Annotated in this window: 14 protein-coding genes and 1 riboswitch; of the genes, 5 read left to right on the top strand and 9 right to left on the bottom strand. The window is 26.5% G+C overall.

The window, feature by feature from the left end; translation table 11 throughout:
* Positions 1–122 precede the first annotated feature (122 nt).
* Positions 123–548, top strand: coding sequence for a MarR family winged helix-turn-helix transcriptional regulator (locus ACYUCG_RS02370; RefSeq protein ID WP_003477513.1), 426 nt, complete (start codon positions 123–125; stop codon positions 546–548).
* A 239-nt stretch (positions 549–787) separates the two neighbouring features.
* A complete protein-coding gene (locus ACYUCG_RS02365) occupies positions 788–2,131 on the top strand; it encodes an MATE family efflux transporter (protein WP_087413755.1) in 1,344 nt (447 codons plus the stop codon).
* A gap of 163 nt (positions 2,132–2,294) precedes the next feature.
* Here the strand turns inward: ACYUCG_RS02365 and ACYUCG_RS02360 are convergent, their stop codons facing one another.
* Entirely contained in the window at positions 2,295–2,519 is a 225-nt protein-coding gene (locus ACYUCG_RS02360) for a hypothetical protein (protein WP_283704252.1), read from the bottom strand.
* A gap of 603 nt (positions 2,520–3,122) precedes the next feature.
* Between ACYUCG_RS02360 and ACYUCG_RS02355 the strand changes: the two genes are divergently transcribed.
* A complete protein-coding gene (locus tag ACYUCG_RS02355) occupies positions 3,123–3,422 on the top strand; it encodes a hypothetical protein (RefSeq protein ID WP_139933141.1) in 300 nt (99 codons plus the stop codon).
* 253 nt (positions 3,423–3,675) lie between these two features.
* Here the strand turns inward: ACYUCG_RS02355 and ACYUCG_RS02350 are convergent, their stop codons facing one another.
* The 8 genes from ACYUCG_RS02350 to nagE all read right to left on the bottom strand — a co-directional run bounded on the left by ACYUCG_RS02350 (position 3,676) and on the right by nagE (position 17,727).
* Positions 3,676–4,248, bottom strand: coding sequence for a hypothetical protein (locus ACYUCG_RS02350; RefSeq protein ID WP_283704251.1), 573 nt, complete (start codon positions 4,246–4,248; stop codon positions 3,676–3,678).
* Position 4,249: 1 nt separating this feature from the next.
* Positions 4,250–4,792, bottom strand: coding sequence for a hypothetical protein (locus tag ACYUCG_RS02345; RefSeq protein ID WP_283704250.1), 543 nt, complete (start codon positions 4,790–4,792; stop codon positions 4,250–4,252).
* Between the two features lie 162 nt (positions 4,793–4,954).
* The gene (locus tag ACYUCG_RS02340; RefSeq protein ID WP_060796577.1) at positions 4,955–6,388 is read right to left on the bottom strand and encodes an ABC transporter substrate-binding protein; all 1,434 of its coding nucleotides are present in this window, start codon (positions 6,386–6,388) and stop codon (positions 4,955–4,957) included.
* Between the two features lie 204 nt (positions 6,389–6,592).
* The gene (locus ACYUCG_RS02335) at positions 6,593–7,003 is read right to left on the bottom strand and encodes a DUF5412 family protein (RefSeq protein WP_283679631.1); all 411 of its coding nucleotides are present in this window, start codon (positions 7,001–7,003) and stop codon (positions 6,593–6,595) included.
* A 1,172-nt stretch (positions 7,004–8,175) separates the two neighbouring features.
* The gene (locus ACYUCG_RS02330; protein ID WP_460268012.1) at positions 8,176–14,646 is read right to left on the bottom strand and encodes an NPCBM/NEW2 domain-containing protein; all 6,471 of its coding nucleotides are present in this window, start codon (positions 14,644–14,646) and stop codon (positions 8,176–8,178) included.
* 202 nt (positions 14,647–14,848) lie between these two features.
* Positions 14,849–14,936, bottom strand: a riboswitch (cyclic di-GMP riboswitch).
* 321 nt (positions 14,937–15,257) lie between these two features.
* Positions 15,258–15,647, bottom strand: coding sequence for a hypothetical protein (locus ACYUCG_RS02325; RefSeq protein WP_283704247.1), 390 nt, complete (start codon positions 15,645–15,647; stop codon positions 15,258–15,260).
* Positions 15,648–15,678: 31 nt separating this feature from the next.
* Positions 15,679–16,005, bottom strand: a complete 327-nt coding sequence (locus tag ACYUCG_RS02320) for a DUF3784 domain-containing protein (protein ID WP_060794898.1) — start codon at positions 16,003–16,005, stop codon at positions 15,679–15,681.
* 270 nt (positions 16,006–16,275) lie between these two features.
* Positions 16,276–17,727, bottom strand: a complete 1,452-nt coding sequence (gene nagE, locus ACYUCG_RS02315) for an N-acetylglucosamine-specific PTS transporter subunit IIBC (protein WP_060794897.1) — start codon at positions 17,725–17,727, stop codon at positions 16,276–16,278.
* 653 nt (positions 17,728–18,380) lie between these two features.
* Between nagE and ACYUCG_RS02310 the strand changes: the two genes are divergently transcribed.
* Positions 18,381–18,599: a DUF4318 domain-containing protein gene (locus ACYUCG_RS02310; RefSeq protein ID WP_060794896.1), complete on the top strand. Its 219-nt coding sequence runs from the start codon at positions 18,381–18,383 to the stop codon at positions 18,597–18,599.
* Positions 18,600–18,895: 296 nt separating this feature from the next.
* Positions 18,896–20,638, top strand: a complete 1,743-nt coding sequence (locus ACYUCG_RS02305; RefSeq protein ID WP_060794895.1) for a S41 family peptidase — start codon at positions 18,896–18,898, stop codon at positions 20,636–20,638.
* Positions 20,639–20,652: the final 14 nt, after the last annotated feature.

The raw sequence follows: 20,652 nt of genomic DNA, 5'->3' as shown, positions 1-20,652 counted from the left end.
TAAAGAAGAGATTTATAAATAAAAGTGCTAATATTTAAATCATGGTATATGTTTTTCCTTTATTATAATAAGTTTGACAATTAAAATTCTAACTGTTAACATGATAATAATGAGGTGATTATATGAATAATAATACTATTTATACAAACTTAGTTAGCACTATTGCTAGAAAATTAAAGTTTTCAGCAGATAAAAAGATTAATAATTTAGGATTAAATTCTCAACAAGGTAGAGTTATACAGTATATTTATGAACATCAAGATGAAGGACTAATACAAAAGGACTTAGCAAATGTATTTGGAAGAACTACAGCAAGTATTACAAGTATGCTAAAAGGCTTAGAAAAAAACGGATACATCAGAAGAGAAATCCCCTCTAATAATGAAAGACAAAAGAACATATATGTAGAAAAAAAAGGTATAGATCTTATAGAAACATTCAATAAGAATTTTCTTGAAATTGAAGAGGATTTAACTTCTTCACTTACAGAAGAGGAAAAAGAAACTTTTCTAAAAATACTTACTAAGATTAATACTAACTTAAATTAAAGTGGTGATTTAAATAAATAATCATCACTTTTTTTATTTAAATCAGTTGACATATTTATTTTTTAAGAATATAATCAATTCATAAATTAGAATTCTAACTATTAGATATTTTATAATAAATTTTCTAATATTAAATAAATTTAAATTCATATTAAACTAAAATTTATTGATTATAAAGTTTATTTTTTATATTAATAGTTAGATTTCTAACAGTTTGAATTTACGCAAAGGAGGCCACTATGGAAAATACAGAATCAAATATTAAATATTTAAAAGATGAACCAATAAAAAAAGCTATAGCTCATCTATCTATACCTATGATGATAGGTATGTCAGCTGGTACTATTTATAATGTAATTAATGCTTATTTTATAGGCTTAATGAATGATACAGCAATGATTAGTGCTATTACTTTAGGCTTACCAATATTCACTGTATTAATGGCATTTGGAAATATGTTTGGTGTAGGTGGAGGAACATTTATAACAAGATTAGTAGCAAAGAATGAAGATGAAAAAGCTAAAAAAGTCGCAGGCTATACATTTTATGCAAGTATAATATCCGGAATATTATTAGGAATAATTGCCTTCTTATCAATTGGACCAATAGTTAAATTATTAGGTGCAGATGCAAATACACTTAGTTATACAACTCAGTATTCAACTACACTTTTTACTGGTGGATTTTCAATCATATTAAATTTTGCTCTTGAACAAATAGTAAGATCAGAAGGTGCTTCTAAGGAATCTATGTATGGAATGTTCATAAGTGTAATTATAAGCACAATACTTGATGTATTATTTATATTAATTTTAAATATGCATGTATATGGAGCTGCTCTATCAATTATTTTAGCAAATATAGCTTCTTCAATTTATTATATTTGGTATTTGGAAACAAAGAGTGAAAACCTTAAGGGATTTCTACACTTCTTTAAACTTAGTTTAAAAGATCAAACTGAAATATATAAAATTGGAGTATCTGAATTAATTCAATCTGCATTTTTAATTGTAACCACCTTATTATTAAATAACTTTTCCATTCAACATGGAGAAGGTATTGTTGCAAGTTTTGGTATAGCACTTAGAATTGTTCAGATTCCAGAGTTTTTTACCATGGGTATAGTCTTAGGAGTAATGCCACTTATAGCATATAATTTTTCTAATAAAAATCTATCTCGCTTAAAGGAAAGTATAAAATATTCTACTTTATTTATATTTGTAATTTCAGTTTTATTTGCAGGGATTGTATATATATTTAGGAATCAGGTTATGCACGCTTTCTCAAGTGATACCTCTGTTCTTCAAATAGGTTCATATATCTTAGTTGCAATGTTAATATCAACTATATTTAATGGACTTACTGCTTTGTTTATGACAATATACCAAGCATCTGGCGAAGGAATAGCAACAGGCATAATGGCTATAAGTCAAGGATGTTTATATATCCCTGTAGTAATAACTCTTCATTATTTTTATGGACTTCATGGATTAATCTGGTCCATGACAATAACAGAAATTACAACATGTTTAATAGGTATAGTTTTATTTATTATCTATAACAAAAAACTCAAAAAAATATAGAGATTTAAAATTACTTTTATAATATAAATAATCCTTAATATATTAATATAAAATTTAATTATTTATTAATCACTAAGTATATACAGATTAAACTTTAAACAAAAGTACAAGCTTAAAAGCCTATACTTTTATTTTATATATTATTAAATTATTTATATTCTAATTAAAAGCACTTTTTACAAGCTACATACCCTTGAGCTTCAGCTTGTTGTCTAGTCATTTTTATAGCACCTTCCATTCTATGTGCTGTTGGAGTACTATGATATTTATTACTTTTGTCTCTTCCTCCATTTGCATATACATAACCTGTAGAATCTGAACTTTCTTGTTTCACTGATACTGAATTATCTAATCTAGTTTTTTTAGATAATTCATTTTTAGCAGGCACTGAAACTGTTGATTCTTTAGTAACTTTCTTATTATAATTTTGATTATTGGAGCTACTTGAAGCTTTTTTGCTAGAACTTTCATTTTCTACTATTGAACTTTTACTCTCTGCTTTAGTATTATCATTTCCTACTTTATAATTTTCACTAAATATTGATGATGTATTATTAGAAGAATTACTACTTGTTTTATTTGTAAAATTATCCTATTTAGTATTATATTTATTAATTTCAGCCCCAGCATTAGTTTGGGTTGATTCATTGTTCTCTGATTGAACGGTTGTTTCATTATTTTGTTCAACCTTTGATTATTGTTCTTCTGCACAACCTACAATAAAAAAAGTAAGCATAAAAACTGCAGTTAAAATTAATATTTAATTGTAAAAACTAATATAATTAATATAAAAATTTATTATGATATTGTACAGAATTTAACAACTTAAAACATAAATAAGGTATAATTTATATTGTTAAGAATTATATTTTTACTTAGATATCTTGAAAATCAAGGTGATTATTATGAAGGTAAGAATTTTAAAGCCTTCTTAAAATACTAATATCAACTTATAAAATTAAGAAAGTTTTTAATAAAGGAGGAACTTAAGATGAAAGCTTTAACGAGTTTTATTCCAATGATTTTATCATTGGCAATTGCAACTTTTATTTTCATACCTATAAATAAAAGTTTAAAATTATCAGATAAAATATCAAAAATCATTCCTACAACTCCTAAATTTAAGCCACTATTTTTTGTGGTATGTATGTTTTTACTTTTACTTATAATAGGACTGCTAGGGTTATATGTAATACCAATGAACGATTTAACTTACTACATATTAACTGGAATAATATCAGGTATTGGGATTAGCTTAACAGTTGAAATTTCACCAAAACATCACAAATAAAAGAGACTTATTAACTAGATAAAGAGGTTGTCCAAAACTTTTAAATAAAAACATAAATTTAATACTTAATATCTTAGCTTACGTATTTATTTAGTAGTTTTTTAGTTTTTGACAACCTCTTTTATATTTAATTTATCACACTTCCTACTCTTATGAACTTTTTCATTATATCAGTTTTTTTATATTCTATGCCTATTGTAAATAATGTTTCTAACGCTATATTTTTCATTATATAAGTATTCTTAAATACTATCTACTTAGATTCTTTCTTCCAATTTTCAAATAATTTTTTTGCTATTTCTTTATTATATTCATTTTTATTTTTAAAAATAATTAGAGACCTCTTTTTATTATACTTAATTTTAATATACTGTTTCTTTTCAACTATCTTATTTATATCTTTATAATAAATTCTCTTTTCTATATTATCTGTTTTAAGCCCTATAAACTCTAGGTTATTAAGTTCAAGCAAATAGCCTGCAAAAGGCTTTCCCACTCCAAACCAACTCATAGTATCTATTAAATATCTATCTATTATTACGGACCTAAATATAATATTTAAATTATAAAAAATAACAAAAATACTAACAACATAATATAAAATTACCCAATAAAATTTTATATTATATATTCCAAATTTTTCTACATATAAACTCTTAAAAGTATTACTGAAATCTATAGTAATATAGATAGAACCACAAATCAGTATAAAAATTACTAATAGTTTCGTTCCATCAAAAAGATCTTTATTAAGATTAAGTTTAATTCCTTTTTTAGGTCTAATTTTACCATGAATAAACTTTTTACTATATTTTAATTTATACATATTAATTTTTCCCCTTTTTAACTATATATTTTTTAAATTCCTCAAAATTTTCAAGTTTATTTATTGGCAACATAATTAAAAAATTATTTTTATCAATTATTATTAAATTGTCATCTAGAAGCTTTATAGTAGCTCCTTTTTTATTTACTTTTAAAACTTTATTTTTAGATTCCATTATAAATTCTTTTTCATTAACAGCTATGTTAAAGTCACCTATTAAATATGAATAAGCTTTTACATACATATAATGGTTTACCAAATAATTTACCAACTTAATTCCTATAAAAAAAAGTACAAATAAAAAATAAAATAAAGAGCTTATAAATAAAATGATATACAAAAATTCAATAGAAAATATCTTCTTATTAATTATAGCTAATGCTAAATAAGCGGTTAAAATTAATATTAATGGCATTTCAAAATATCTTTCTATCTTTTTCTCATACCTTTCACCCCTATTTTCAACCATTAATTTTCCAAATTGCTTTTTTAAGAATTTGCACTTTTTTAAATCCTTTCCATCTATACTTATTTTATATTCCACCTAAAACACCTCCTTTAAAAAGATTTATTATACATAATTATCTCATAAATAATCTAAAGTATGATTTAAATTTATCTAAACAAATTGTTTCTATATATTACCTTTTATATTTTAAATATAAAAAAGGGTAAGTTTTCACCTACCCTCTATTTATTAATAACACTAATTATTTTTTGCTTTCCACTCATTTAATTGTTTTTGTATTTCATCTTTAACTTCATTTATACCTGAATCATTTAATTTCTTATTTAAATCATTTAATCCAACTTCAGGATCTATTGAACCAGTATATAATGCTCTTTCAAATTCTTGTAACACATTGTTTATAGAAGAAATTTGATTTGAAACATTTTCAGTATTAAATTTAAATCCTAATATTGGAGAAACCTTAGCTGAATTATTGAATTTTTCAAAGGCATCCCACTTATCTATAGGATCATTTTCTAGAACATAAGTACCAAATAAATTTCCATATGCCCAACTAACAGCATCATATTTTTTACCATCAAATTTCTTTATTTGTTTGTCATTAATTTTTTCATAATGTTTTCCCTCTATTCCAAACATCAATAAGTTTCTTAAAGTTGGATCAGTGTTTACTAAAGTCAATAACTCCATTGCTTTTTTAGGATGTTTAGAATTAGATGAAATAGCAGTCATTGCACCAGTTGTTGAATTGTTAGTTACATATGGAGGTATTATTGATGAAGTTACTACTTCTCTACCTAGAGATTGTCCCCATCCATTTTCAGCATATGGTTGTCCATCTGCTTTCCATACAAATCTTTTTACTTCTGGTTTCATATTATTTACAGCAGCATCCTGATTTATGTATCCAGCTTTATAATATTCTCTTAGTTTTAATAACATGTCTTTCATTTCTTTTGATTCAAATTTATTTGTTACAGTTAAACTTTTATCATTATAGAATATACCTAATGGATTTACTATATCATCAAATTCTAATGGAATTGAATCCCCTTGAGTATAAAATGGAATAAAATCTGGCTCTTTTTCTTTTATTAATTTTAACCAAGGTTCTAAATCGTTTACTGAATGTATATCTTGATAAGGAATATTATACTTTTCAACAAGTTCTTTATCAAATACCCACATTGGAGCTAATGCTATTTCTTTTTGATTTGGAACAGCATATATTTTGCCATCTATCTCTGCACCCTTCCATAACTCTTTGTTTATTTCTTTTTTTAATGGTGCGCCTTCTGTATCTAATAAATCATTTAACTCTAAAAAGGCTCCTTTTCTAGCATATTCTAAATAAGGGAATGCCCAAGAACATGTAAATGCTAGGTCATAAGGCTCACCTGAATTACTAATAACACTCATTTTCTTAGTATAGTCACCAAAAGGTATATGTTTTATATCTACTGTAGCATTTATTTTATCTTTTATATATTTGTTTACTTCCTCTTCTACAAGTTCATTGTCAGCTGGCTCATCACCTATAACATACCAAGTTAAATTAACAGTTTCTTTACTTTCCTTTTCTTTGCTATTTCCACAGCCTGTAAGTATTAAAGATGAACATACAATACCACTTAAAATTAATGATAATACTTTTTTTCTTTTTATCATATTGTCCCCCTCCTAATAATATCTTATCCGCTTTCGAAAACGTTTTATATAAGAATTTTACTATTTAAATTCTTTAATATCAATAATTTAAGTCCAATATTTTAATATAAAAAGAATACTTTATATAATTTGTTAATAAATTATATAATTTGTACATACATTTAAATAATTTGATACAATAAAATTTAAGGCCTATTCTCCTCTTTATTCATCTCTAAAATCATATTTACCATTAGGCAATTCTATATCATGACCATTTATAGAGATTGTATCATTATCAATCCAAGTCATATTTGCCTCATTTATATGATAATCTCTATATATCTCTTTTTTGTTTTGCCCTTCCTTCAAATAACATATAACTGACCAATCTACTGTAGCTCCTCCATTAACAAGATAAGCCTCAACCTTATACTTTCCATCACTAGATACTGTTTCTCCTAAAAATTCTTCACTTTGTTTAGAATCTTTAAAACTATCACTAAACTCCCTTATTGATGATGATATTTTAAAGGCAGATACTCCTAAAAATATTAAAAGAAGAATAATATAAATTCCCCATCTCCTTTTAGATTTCTTGTACTTTAAGTCTTTATAATCTCTTCTTTTCTCCATAATATTTCTCCTAACATACTAAAATATAAACCTTAGACTAATTTTATATAATTTATTACACGAAATCTACCAACATCTAACAATTTAATTATTAACTTATTGTTAGATATTAATCTATTTTTAATATAAAAGACAAAAAGATTATGTTTAGTGAATAATATGTCTAAAAAGAAAAATTTACTTTAAGATTTTTTTATATCACTATAAATCTTAACTAAATTTAATATAATTAATAATAACTTATATTAAATGATGAAACTTTTATAGAATTAGGTAGGATTATTAATAAATATTTATTACTTATTACTTAGAAAAATATTATTTAATATTGGATAGGATTGATTTAGTTTAAATTAAAATCCTAATTAAACAATTAGTTAATATTCATATGCTTAAAAGCTATATTGAATAAATTACTAGGATTAAAAAGTTTTTATTTATAATGAAAGTCAAGCCTAAGCAATATATAAAAATTAACCAAAATAGAGTTACATACTTAATATATTTTATTAATATTAATTATATATTATATTTCATAAGTTCATATTTTATCAACTTTTTATTAATACAGTTCCTTACTTTTATGCCAATTTTGTTAATTTTTCGACCAGTTATGCAAAACCTATTGATTAATTTATTATTATTTTTTAATATAAGATTACAATTTAAGTTAAATGAAAATTCTAAAGTAAGGAGGAAAGGTGTAAATGCTTATATATTATTGTATTTCTTTAATGATACTTTTAACTATGCTGATGACTGGAATTGTTAATCCAATTTGTTCATTTTTTAATGGAGATACTGAAATTAGATTTAATGGAATTCTATATACAAATTTAAATGAAGAAAAATATAAAAAGATATTATTTTCAACTTTTTTAAATTTCATTATTCTAATATTATGTTTATTTATAGTGTGTTTTAAATTTAATACTTTCTTTCCTATGTTTTTAGCTATATTATGCATAATATTTCTACAATACTATATATTAAAACCGCTAAAATAAAAGTTTTTTATTAAATAATTTATCAATTAAATTACAATTTAGAAATTTAACATAATTTCAAATGTTTTACTTTATATAAAATTAAGAAGGGATTCGTATTTAGAGTACGAATCCCTTCCACTTTACTTAAATTCAAAAATTCTCTTTTAAATCTACTGTTTCTTATTATCTACTTACTAATGTTGAAATAATTGCTACATATTTTCCATCTAAATCCTCATATACTACTGATATGCCACTAACTCCTTCTTTAAAAAGCTTAGTATCTATTTCTAAATTTCCATCATTTAAAGATCCTTGAACATCAACATTTGATACTTCAATATTTGATCCATCTGTATTTCTTCTTATATTTATTTCTTTAGGAACTAGTCTTATTCCATCTTTTCCTACAAAAGATTCATTTATAACATACTTGCCATCAACTTCTTTTGGTGATCCTATAACTATATATTGTTCCCTTATACTCACATTATTAAGTTTCTTTAAATCTTTTATTTGAGATATATCCCTTATTTCATTGTAGTCAAGATTTAAACTTTCTAGATTCATAGCATACTGTAATCCTTCTAAGTTACTTACTCCATTCCCTACTGCTGATAAGCTTGTTAATTTATTCATATCTCCTCTTGTTATTACATCACTTGATATATTTAATTGATCTTTTATAGCCTTTTTTAAATTATTATCTGGTATATTAACTTCCTCTGTTAAATCAATAGCTGATTCTAAATTATCAATAGCCTTTCTAAGCTCTATAATGCTAGAATCTATTAATGATTGTTCTGGATTAGGAGTTTCTAATACTTTATTAGCTTTTTCTAAAGTAACTTGTAATTTATTAAAGCTTTCCTCTGTATATAGACTTTCATCTAATCCTCTTGCTTCCTCAACTATTTTTTCTAAAGCAGTAAAATCCTTAGAGTCTGCATATAATAACTTAGCATCTGCCCAGTCTGCATGATCTCCTCCATTTCCATTGCCACCATCTTTAGCTACTAATTTAAGTTCACTTACTCCAACTATTGGAATTAAAACATGCTTTCTTGGAGTATCTGAATTCATAACCCCACTATCAAATACTTTTTTTCCATCAGCATAAATTTCAAAGCTTAATGATGATACTTTAGAATTTCTCATCTCTCTATCTACACCAACATATGCTTCAAAGAACTTATAATTTTCCTCAGATAAATCATATACTATTGTTGAAGTTGCATGAGTTCCAATCCCCTTATTATATTGCACTTCTTGTCCATCTTCACCAAGTAAAGTTATAGTATTATCTTCAACACTTAGGTCTTTTTTTACACTTCTCCAACCTGAATTAGCTGATTTCCATTCTTTATCACTTATATAATCATAAGCATTGACAACTGATACTTTTCTATCTAGTGTAGTTTTATTTCCATGAGAATCAGTAACTTCATAGGATACTACATAGTTACCTCCTCTTTTTGTATTTACATTATTATTTATAACTTTTATATTCTTTGTTATGTCTCCATCTTCAGGATCCTTAGCAACCATTCCTTGTAATGGGTCAAATGAATCACCTATATTTAAGGCTACCTCTTCCCCAGTTAATATTGGTTTATCGCTTGTAGTATAAACTTTTGCATCTGCCCAGTCTACATGATCCCCTGCATTTCCATTTCCACCATCTTTAGCGACTAATTTAAGCTCACTTGCTCCTGCTATTGGAATTAAAACATGCTTTCTTTCAGTGTTTACATTCATAACACCGCTATCAAATACTTTTTTTCCATCAACGTAAACTTCAAAGATTACTGATGGCTCATTAGAGTTTCTCATTTCTCTATCTACACCAACATAAGTTTCAAACATTCCATAATTTTTACCTGATAAATCATAAACTATCTCTGAGTTTGCATGAGTTCCAAGACCTTTATCATATTCCACTTCTTGTCCATTTTCACCAAGTAAAGTTATTCTATTATCTTCAACACTTAAGTCTTTTTTTACGTCTCTCCATCCAGATGATGCTGATTTCCATTCCTTATCGCTTAGACTTTCAGCTGTAGTTATTGTATATATTTTTCTTTCATTAGTAACTGTGTTTCCGTCTTTATCTGTAACTTCATAAACTACAGTATATATTCCACCTCTATTTGCTTCAAAGTCACTTGATTTTACTTTTATGCTTGATGTTAAATCACCATCTTCAACATCATTAGCAGTAACACCATCTAATATATTAAAATTATCCTTAACATTTATTACTGTATCTTCAGTTGTTATATTAGGCTTCACATTATTAGTTGATAACTTTGGATTTACTATTATACCGTGGTCTGATGTATTCCCATTTCCACTATCACTAACTTGTATTTCCAACTTATTAACGCCCTTAACTGGAACACTTATTTCTACCATATTATCGTTATATCTTAAAACCTTAGTTGTTTCTAAAGTCTTTCCATCTGCTATAATCTTAAAAGAAATACTTGAATTATTGTTAGCTCCTATTGTTTGATCAACACCTAATAAGACTTCGAATATATCATAATCTTTTCCCTCTAAATCATATACCACTTTTCCATTAGCATGTATTCCTATACCCTTATCAAAGGTTTTAATTTCTCCATTTACTCTACCTTTTATATTTGTATTTCTTCTTGGAATTCCCCATTGAGTTTCTACACTTTCCCACTCTTCATCTGATAAGTAATCATATGAGCTTACAACTTCTACATTCATAATTTTTTCTACTTTAACATCATTATCCATTAAAGTGTATTTAACTTCATACTTACCTTTTTCAGCTGTGTTTACATTGCTTTCTATCTTTATATTAGAACTTATATCTTCTCCCTTATAAGTTGTTCCCTTCACATAATCAGCAGGGTTAAAATCACTTCTTAGATTAACAATCATACTCTCTTGTTGTATATCCAAATTTGGAGAAAAAGCTTTAATATTTACAGCCTTACCAGTTGATAAATCCTTAGCATAAGGTACTACATCATAACTTGCATTTTCACTTAAATCAATATCTTTGATTACAAAATTATTGTTTATAGTATATCCTATAACCTTACCATCTTTTAATATCTCATATCCTAATAAGTCATCTCTATTTTCTGAATCTATTTCAAATGATAGAGTATTTGTTCTTTCCTCTTCATTTATTTTAGATTTAACTTGTACTTTAAGATTTTCATTAAATCCATTGCCTTTATAGTCATAAGCAGCACCATATAAGTATTCTATTTTCTTATCTGGTTTTGGTAAATGAGCTACTACCTCTCTCATCTCTTCTGTTACTTCTATATAATTCCATCCTTCGAAGAAATCTAATAAATCAACATTTAAAGCCAATGAATATGCCACTGCTAATCTTTGTTGATCAGAACCTCTTACAGATTTTATTTGTTCAGTATTATTTCTAACATAAGTAGACATTTTTGCATAAGCATCATATCCATAGGCTATATTTATTTGAGATAACACACCTAATCTTTCAAAATAATGCATTGCAAAATCTTCACCTTTGAATCTCTTCATCATTTCATTCCAATTGGCTCTATCTCCACCTAATCCTTTGATTCTTCTATACTCTTGAGCATAAAGGTTATTTGTTACTTCTCCATCTACAACATATTGAGTATTGAATATGTGACCAAACTCATGATTATAAGCCCAGTTATCATTATTCTTATGAGTTATTGGTAAAACTATTTGCTTAAAGAAACCTTCATCTCTTTCAACAGGATTACTTCCTAAATATCCTGTGTATCCATGGTCTGCATATCCTAAAGGTACACCTAAAAATACTCTTGCTATAAATTTATTAGGGAAATAACTATGTTTTTCTTCTGTTGCATCTTTATCAAATCCTTGGAAACCTTGGAACATGTCATACATCTCTTCCCATTCCCTCATTGTATCCTCTACTGTTAAATCATCCTTTTCCATAATGTCCAAAGCTTTAACTGCTCCTTTAGCAGTTGTAGTTATTATACAATTTTCGGATACTAGCTCTATTATGTTATAAACCTTTCCTTCAGGATTACCATTTGCAAAAGCTTCATCACTATATTCAACTTTCTCTGCATAAGCCTTTACTTCTTTTGCAAATTCTCTTGGATCTGTTTCACCATATATATACGTAGGGAATTTTGTTCCCCCTTCTAATCTTATTTTAGGTGCAAAAGCTTGATCATTTTTATTTGCATTATTTACTATATATACCGCACTTGGATTTATATTTTCTGGAGCTTTTATTATATTCCTTCCAGGCTTTAAGGTTAACCATCTTCTCCAATCCCCTTGTCCTTTGCCAACTTGTCCAAAACATAATTGAGGCATTACACCATTTCTGTCTGCTTCAACATACACCTCAAACTCTTCACCAGCAGTCACATATAAACCAGTTGATTGGAAGGATGCATAAGCATTACCATTTATACTTCTCATATATGTTTCCTCTGTATATCTACCTCTTTGTTCTGCTGTGTATATTTTTACAGCTTGAAACTTATTAGGATTTTTTATTAAGTCCTTAGCTAAAGCTAAGTCTCCTTCATATAAAGATTTAAGTGGATGATTTTTTACCTCTTCCTCTAATGAAGCTAATTTTTCTTCTGTATTAAATTCTTCTGATAATTCATTCATTAATCCATTTGTAAATAGTTTATCAACTTTATCTGATGTTTTATCTTCTTTATATAATCCAAATTCACTAGCACAGGCCCAATTTTCATAACCTTTTTTGAATACAAACTTAATTCTCTTAAATTCTGTTGGATTAAATTTTATTTCTACAGAATTTTGTGTTATGTTAGCATTACCACTAGTTACCTTTTGATAATTATCTCCCTTAGTTGTTCTTGATGTATAAATATCAAAAGCTTCAGCAAATCCTCTATTTGAACCACGAGGTGCTGTATATACTATTCTATTTAAAGTAGTTAATTCATTTAACTCTATCTCAACTTCATTTGTAAAGCTTTCTGTATTTTGTTTTCCTGAATGCCATTTTGTATTGAAATCTCCATCTATAGCTTTATCTATAGATTCTGATGCATATTGCTCACCATTAGTTTTTATTGATTTTATTTTGCTTTTATCTAACTTATAAATGGCATCATAATCTAAAAGTAATTCATCATTTGGATTTAAGAAATCAGATACTTTAGCATCAGTATATTGAACCTCTTTATTTTCAATAATTAACTTAGCATTCTCTAATTCTTCTTTATAATCATTATAAAAAGGATGCTCCTTAGCTTCTGATTCTAAATTTTCTATTTTGTCTAAAGTATTAAATTCTTCAGATACTTGACTCATAGTGCTATCTGTGAATAATCTACTCATTTTATCTCTTAACTGATCTTCTTTATAGAAAGTAAACTCTGATGCTAAAGCCCAGTTTTCATATCCTTTTTTAAATACAAATTTAACTCTTCTTGCTTCTGTTGGATTAAACTTAATTTCTATTGAGTCTTTTGTTACTTTACTGTTTCCTGAAGTAACTTTTTCAAAGGTATCTCCAGAAGTTGTCTTTGATGTATATATGTCAAAGGCCTCAGCAAATCCTCTCATATTTAAGTTTGTGTAAACTACTCTATCTAAAGTCTCTAATTTATCTAAAGTAATTATTACTTCATTTGTAAAATCAGAACTATTTTGCTTTCCAGAATGCCATTTTGTATTAACATCGCCATCAATAGCTCTATCTATTGTATTCTCTGCATAATTTCCTCCATTAGTCGTTATTGATGATGTATTTATCTTAAATAGTTCATTATATTTTTTTAATGATTCATCATTAAAATCTTTAAATTTACTTACTAAGGCATCCTTGTAAACTACATTGTTTCCTTGTAAAACTAACTTAGCATTTTCTATTATTTCTCTAAAACTCTCATAAAATGGATGATCTTTAATCTCATTTTCAAAAACATCTAATTTTTCTATAGTGTCAAATTCTGGATTCACCTTGTTTTTCTCTTCATTTGTGAATATAGAATTCACCTTATCCATGATTTTATCTTCCTTATAAAACCAAAACTCTGAAGCACTTGCCCAGTTTCTATCTGCTACTTTAAAGACAAATTTTATTTTCTTAGCTTGTACTGTATCAAACTTAAACTCCATAAGGTTTCCTGTTGACTTGCTTGTCCCTTGAGAAACTAATTTAAAGTCATCATCATTTCCAGTTTGTGAAGCATATATATCAAACTCTGTTGGATATCCCTTTCCTCTTGCTCCATCTTGTCTTGTTGCATATGCTATTCTATCTATTGATTCTAAATCATTAAATTCAACTACAACTTCATTTGTAAAATCAGAACTATTTTGTCTTCCGGTTTCCCAGTGAGTAGATAAATCACCATCTATAGCTTTATCTATAGAGCTTGATGAATATTGTCCACCATTATTTGTTATTGAAACTATTTCATTTCTTTGTACTTTATATTTTTCATTGTACCCTTCAAAATTTTCGTAGCTATTTAAATTGAATTGATTTATAGATGCTTGATTTATTATACTTTCCTCTATAGAAGTTATTTTTTTCTTTATAACCTCACTAGCATAAACATTTAAGATTGGACTTGCATTTGACATTATCATTGATGCAATAAGAATTTTAGATATTTTTTTCTTCATAATTTTCCCCCTCATATTTATATGTAACCAAGAGTTATCTACCTACGTCTATACCATATAATAGAGTGATCTTTTTTATTCAAAAAAAACTATCCTTAATATTAATTAAAGGATAGTTGCCTAAAAAATAGCTCTAAAAATAAATACATACTTTAAGTATATATTTATAAATTAACTCTATTAAAACAAAGAATATTAATTCTTCGGCAACTGGCTAGCATAGTTATAATATAACCTTAGCCCCTTTAGCTTTGCGTCTCTAGATTTCCCTAGGTTTGCCAATATATTATTTTAGTATTTATATAATACAAAAATTTAATTCTATATTCAATATAAGATATTATAAATTTTTATGTAATATTATAAAAAACGACTTATTATTTATATTTTTTTACAATTTATTCATCTTTTATAAGATTACTTTATAGATAAAATTAAATCCTAAAAAACCACTAATTTATAGATACTCAATTATAAACAATAAAAGCTAGTAAGAACTTTCCCTTTTCTCTTACTAGCTTTTTATTTATCCCTTTATGAATTATATTACTAATTTGTAAATTTAAATAAACACACGTATTTTTATAGTTTTATATTAATTTAAATCTATATTACTTTAGATCTTCTACTACCTTAGCCATAGTTAAAGCTAAATTATCACCTCTTGAATTGTCTCTAAAAAGATTAAATTCTTTATTAGTAGTTACTATTTTTACTTCTTCATTGTTATCTTTAGTAGTTACTGAAAATTCTTTTAAATCTTCAAATGGTATCTGATCAACCTCTCTTGTTTCTTCAGCATAACCTAAGGATGCATGTCCTACATGCTCTAAATAAAGAGAATCCTTAGTTGTAATTAGATTAACTTTATACGCAACATCTCCACCAGCTCTAGTTACTAAATTTGATATAAAATTTATAGCTGCATCTTTATTACTCACTTGTTTCATAACAGTAATTTTCATTAGAATATCGTCTTCTTTTAGATTTAATTTAAACATAAAAACACCCCATCTTCATATTTATTTGCAATTAATTTTTACCACATTTAAAGAATTGATCATATAAAGCTTTTATTAATCCCAAAACAATGATAATTCCTTGTGTTATCATTATAGCATTATAATATTTCTTATCTATAAATATACTAATAAGAGCAATTATTATTACACTTAATCCAATTATCAAAAAATCCATTCCGACAATTCTAGATACTTTCTCTTTATCATGCTTCTTTTCATCAAAGCCATTAAGAATATCTCCTGCATTAAAGTATTTAATTATTGTCCCTAAAAAGGTTAATATTCCTCCACCTAAAAAAGCAAGTACTAGAATTCCTGTTAAATCTGCTTGTTTCATAAAATCTCCCCAATCTATATTCTAATAACTATATTAATTTATTTTACAATATATACAAATTAATTAGAATTAAAATCTATACATTTATACAAATCATTTTAAATTCTATACAATTGGGGTTTCTTATAAAAAAATTCCAGTAGAAATATCTAACTACTCCACTGGAATTATTTTTAAATATAAGAGATACTTTATTATTTTTTTATTTAAAAGTCTTAATCTAAATATTAAACTTTTAATATAAAACCTTTATATTAACCATATTAATTATTATACGTAATTCTTAGACTTACAAAGCTTCTTAAACTCGTCAGCTACGAATTGTACTTGTGTTCCAACTATAACTTGAACACTTGTTTTTCCAGGTCTTATAACTCCTGAAACACCAGATGATTTTATCTTTTTCTCATTAACTAGTGTATTATCTTTTACTTCTAATCTTAATCTAGTTATACAGTTATCAATTGAAGTAATATTAGAAGGTCCACCTAGTCCTTCTAAGATGATTTTTGCAACTTCAGTGTAGTTATTATTTGCTAAAACTGCATTTGAATCATCATCCTCATCATCTTCTCTACCTGGAGTCTTTAAGTCAAATTTCTTTATCATAACTACGAATACTACATAGTATATAACTCCCACTACTAAACCTATACCTAATAAGTATAATGGATTTAATGCCATTGGTGATGCAAAACTTAATATCCAGTCTACTAAACCAGCACTAAAGTTAAATCCTGCTCTTACTGGTAAAGCAGCAACAACTGCCATAGATATTCCTGTTAATAAAGCATGAGCTACATATAAAGCTGGTGCTAAGAACATGAATGCAAATTCTAATGGTTCAGTTACTCCTGTAACGAATGATGATAAAGCAGCAGCTAATAATATACCAGCAGCAGCCTTCTTTTTATTAGTTTTTGCACAACGATACATTGCAAAAGCAGCAGCAGGTAAACCAAACATCATTACTGGGAAGAAACCTGACATATACATACCTGTTTGTCCTAAAGTACCTGTTCCAGTCCAGAAGTTTGCTATATCATTTATACCAGCAACATCAAACCAGAATACTGAGTTTAAAGCATGGTGTAAACCAAGTGGTATTAATAATCTATTGAAGAATCCATAAACACCAGCTCCTATTGGTCCCATAGCTATTATTGATTCACCAAATGAAACTAATGCGCTATATATTACAGGATATACAAAGTATAAAACTAAAGAAGCTACTATTGAAGCAAGTGCTGTTACTATAGCAACACATCTTCTTCCACTAAAAAATCCTAAGAAATCTGGTAATTTAGTATTTTTAAATCTATTGTAGCAACTAGCTCCTATTAAACCGGCTACGATACCTATAAATTGGTTTTGTATTTTTCCAAAGGCTGGGTTAACAGCTTCAACATCTACTCCTTGTATCATTGCAACAACGGCACTAGATAATAATGTAGTTATCATAAGCCATGATACTAGACCTGCTAAACCTGCTGCTCCATCATTATCATCTGACATACCAACAGCTACCCCAATAGCAAATAAGATTGCCATATTATCTATAATAGCTCCACCAGATTTTAATAAGAATGCTGATACTACACTATTAGCACCCCATCCACTTGGGTCTAGCCAATATCCAATTCCCATTAATATACCTGCTACTGGAAGTGCAGCAACTGGTAGCATTAAAGATTTACCTAATTTCTGAAAATATTTCATCATATTAATATTCCCCCTATAAATTCCACTAACTGTTAAATTGATTCTTTAAGAACCCCTTTTTTTCTGAAAGAATCAAACTAAATTTCCATAGTAAATTAACAGATTATAAATTAGAATATATTTATTTATGATTGCTTAAAAACGTTTTCTTAAATTATAAAATTAATAATAAATTTTATAATTTACATAAGACCAAAATTCCCCTCTATAACACCCCCTAAAATAATCTAGTAAAAATTAAACTTAATAAACTTATTAAATCTATATAACTAGTTCCCCTATAACTAATTAATATATTATTTAATTGCTTATTAATTGTACACTTCTATTAAAAATGTATTCTAAACTTTTAATATGTTAATTATCTTGTGTAACAAGATCAGTAAAATAAAATCATCGCCTTAAATTTAATAATTAAATAAAAATCACCATTCATCTAAAGGCTATACTCTAATTTAAAATACATCCTCAACATTTATATACATATTTTTACTTTTATTACAACTTTATTATATCATGTAAAAATATTTTATATTATGTATTTTAAGTAAATATTTCATTAAAATTCTTTATAAGTGATACTATCCTGGTATAATAAATGTAAATATATAACATCTAAGCATATAATTTTATAAAAAGGAGTGATTTTAATAATGAAACTTTTTAGGAAAACTTTTGTTGTTGAGTTAAAGGATTCATTACAGTACCCTTCAGCTAATACCATATGTGATACGATTTTAAAGCAAGAAAGTAATGTTGAATTTATAAGTAAAGAAAAACCTGTAACATTCAAATTAGACAATGTGATCTATGAAGTAGAAATTACAATAGCTCGTGGTGGTTATGAATTGGCTTGTAAAGAGATTAAATAGCTTTGTATTATGCTTTTTTAAAATACCAATATATAAAACTAGTCTACTTTTAATCTTTCCCCACATAAAAAATATAATAAATATGGGTAATTTAAGCTAAAAGAATTATTATATATTAAGTTAAAAAAGTTTCTTAATGCTTATATATTAGGCATAATGAGCTATATAAGAACTTAGTTTTGCTTTAAAAGATATGTTGTAAATATAAAGAAATATTAAATTTATATATCAAAATGAATAATAAGGAAACATACCCTAACTAATAAACTAATTTATCAAGAAGGGAAGATATAAAAATGGATGATAAAAAGAAAATCTTTAGCTCAAAAGAAAAATTAGTTTTAATAATTATAACTATAGGTATAATTATCTCAGGTGTTTTATTTTATTATAATAATAGAAATTCCGTTAATACAGAATTTATAAAAGGATCAAATATTACTATTTATGATTTAGATAATACTAAGATTGAAAGTTTAAATAAACTATGCAGGGTTTGGGGATTTGCTAAGTATTATCACCCTAAAGTAGTAGATGGTTCAAAAAACTGGGATTTTGAACTTTTCAGAATTATGCCTATGGTATTAGAATCTAAAAATCAAGATGAAGTAAACAATATTTTATATACTTGGCTTAATAAATTTGGAGAGTTCAAAGAAAGCTCATATAGTGAAAATGATGAAGTTAAGATTAAGGCAGATACTAATTGGATAAGTGATGAAAACTATTTAGGCAGAGAACTTAGCACACTATTAATTAAAATGTCAAAGACTTATATTTCTAATAGAGATAAGGCTTATGTAAATTATGAAAAAGATTCTGTGTATCCAAATTTCGGTAATGAACACAAGTATGCTTCTATTGACTATAATGATGATGGATACAAGCTTCTAGCTCTTTTTAGATATTGGAATATAATTGAGTATTATTATCCATACAGAACTGTTATAGGTGAGGACTGGAATAAGGTGTTAAATGAGTTTATTCCAAAAATTATAAATAGTGATAATGATTTATCATATAAACTAACCTTATCAGAATTAACTTCAAGAATACATGATTCTCATGCATCTATTAGTGATTTTAATTATACTTTGTATAATTATTGGGGAGTAAATATTGCACCTATTAAATTTCTTTTAGTTGAGGATAAAATTGTTGTTACAGATATAATTAATAAATATGAAGATCACTGCAATTTGAAAGTTGGAGATGTAATATTAGAAATTAATAATAAAGATATATTCCAAGTAATAAAGGAAAAATCTAAATATCTTTCATTTTCTCGTGATGAAGCTATAGTAAATGGCTTAAGCTATTTTTTATTCAGAACTTCTGATGATAGCTTACCCCTTAAAATAGAACGAGATGGAAAGGATTTAATTGAGGAAGTTAAGTGTTATGATCTACAAGAAGTTGATATTAATGAAATAAATGGAGGATCCCATAAGCTTTTAACTAATAATATAGGATATATAAACCCTGGAGCTTTAGATAAAGATGAAATAAAGGTAATTATGAAAGAGTTTAAAGATACTGATGGAATAATTGTTGATTTAAGGTATTATCCTTCAGATATGATAACTTATACAATGCCTGATTATCTCTTACCAGAAAAAACTATGTTTTCAAAAATGACAATCGCTAACCAATCAATACCTGGTGAATTTGTATATACTGAAGATTTTTCCGTTGGAAAAAATAATAAGGATTATTATAAGGGGAAAATTGTAATAATAATTAATGAATGTACTCAAAGTAATGCTGAATTTACTACAATGGCCCTTAGAAAGTCACCTAACGCAGTTGTAATTGGAGAAAATTCTATAGGTGCAGATGGTAATGTGTCAGCCTTCACCTTACCTGGTGGAATAATAACTCACATAACTGGCATAGGTGTATATACTCCTGAAGGCTTTGAAACTCAAAGAATAGGGATTGAACCTGACGTATATGTAAAGCCAACTATTCAAGGAATAAGGGAAGGAAAAGATGAACTTTTAGAGAAGGCAATTGAAATTGCAAAGTCTCCAAACTAAAATTTTAGATTAAA

This window comes from Clostridium sp. CTA-17 (genome assembly GCF_054767895.1).
The sequence above is the reverse complement of the archived record's forward strand: the minus strand, read 5'-3'. Positions and strand labels throughout refer to the sequence as shown.

Excerpts from the sequence above, each read along its gene's own strand:
- ACYUCG_RS02305 (WP_060794895.1), top strand. The coding sequence starts at position 18,896 with ATGGATGATAAAAAGAAAATCTTTAGCTCAAAAGAAAAATTAGTTTTA.
- nagE (WP_060794897.1), bottom strand. The coding sequence starts at position 17,727 with ATGATGAAATATTTTCAGAAATTAGGTAAATCTTTAATGCTACCAGTT.
- ACYUCG_RS02325 (WP_283704247.1), bottom strand. The coding sequence starts at position 15,647 with ATGTTTAAATTAAATCTAAAAGAAGACGATATTCTAATGAAAATTACT.
- ACYUCG_RS02320 (WP_060794898.1), bottom strand. The coding sequence starts at position 16,005 with ATGAAACAAGCAGATTTAACAGGAATTCTAGTACTTGCTTTTTTAGGT.
- ACYUCG_RS02365 (WP_087413755.1), top strand. The coding sequence starts at position 788 with ATGGAAAATACAGAATCAAATATTAAATATTTAAAAGATGAACCAATA.
- ACYUCG_RS02330 (WP_460268012.1), bottom strand. The coding sequence starts at position 14,646 with ATGAAGAAAAAAATATCTAAAATTCTTATTGCATCAATGATAATGTCA.
- ACYUCG_RS02335 (WP_283679631.1), bottom strand. The coding sequence starts at position 7,003 with ATGGAGAAAAGAAGAGATTATAAAGACTTAAAGTACAAGAAATCTAAA.
- ACYUCG_RS02340 (WP_060796577.1), bottom strand. The coding sequence starts at position 6,388 with ATGATAAAAAGAAAAAAAGTATTATCATTAATTTTAAGTGGTATTGTA.
- ACYUCG_RS02350 (WP_283704251.1), bottom strand. The coding sequence starts at position 4,248 with ATGTATAAATTAAAATATAGTAAAAAGTTTATTCATGGTAAAATTAGA.
- ACYUCG_RS02355 (WP_139933141.1), top strand. The coding sequence starts at position 3,123 with ATGAAAGCTTTAACGAGTTTTATTCCAATGATTTTATCATTGGCAATT.
- ACYUCG_RS02310 (WP_060794896.1), top strand. The coding sequence starts at position 18,381 with ATGAAACTTTTTAGGAAAACTTTTGTTGTTGAGTTAAAGGATTCATTA.
- ACYUCG_RS02370 (WP_003477513.1), top strand. The coding sequence starts at position 123 with ATGAATAATAATACTATTTATACAAACTTAGTTAGCACTATTGCTAGA.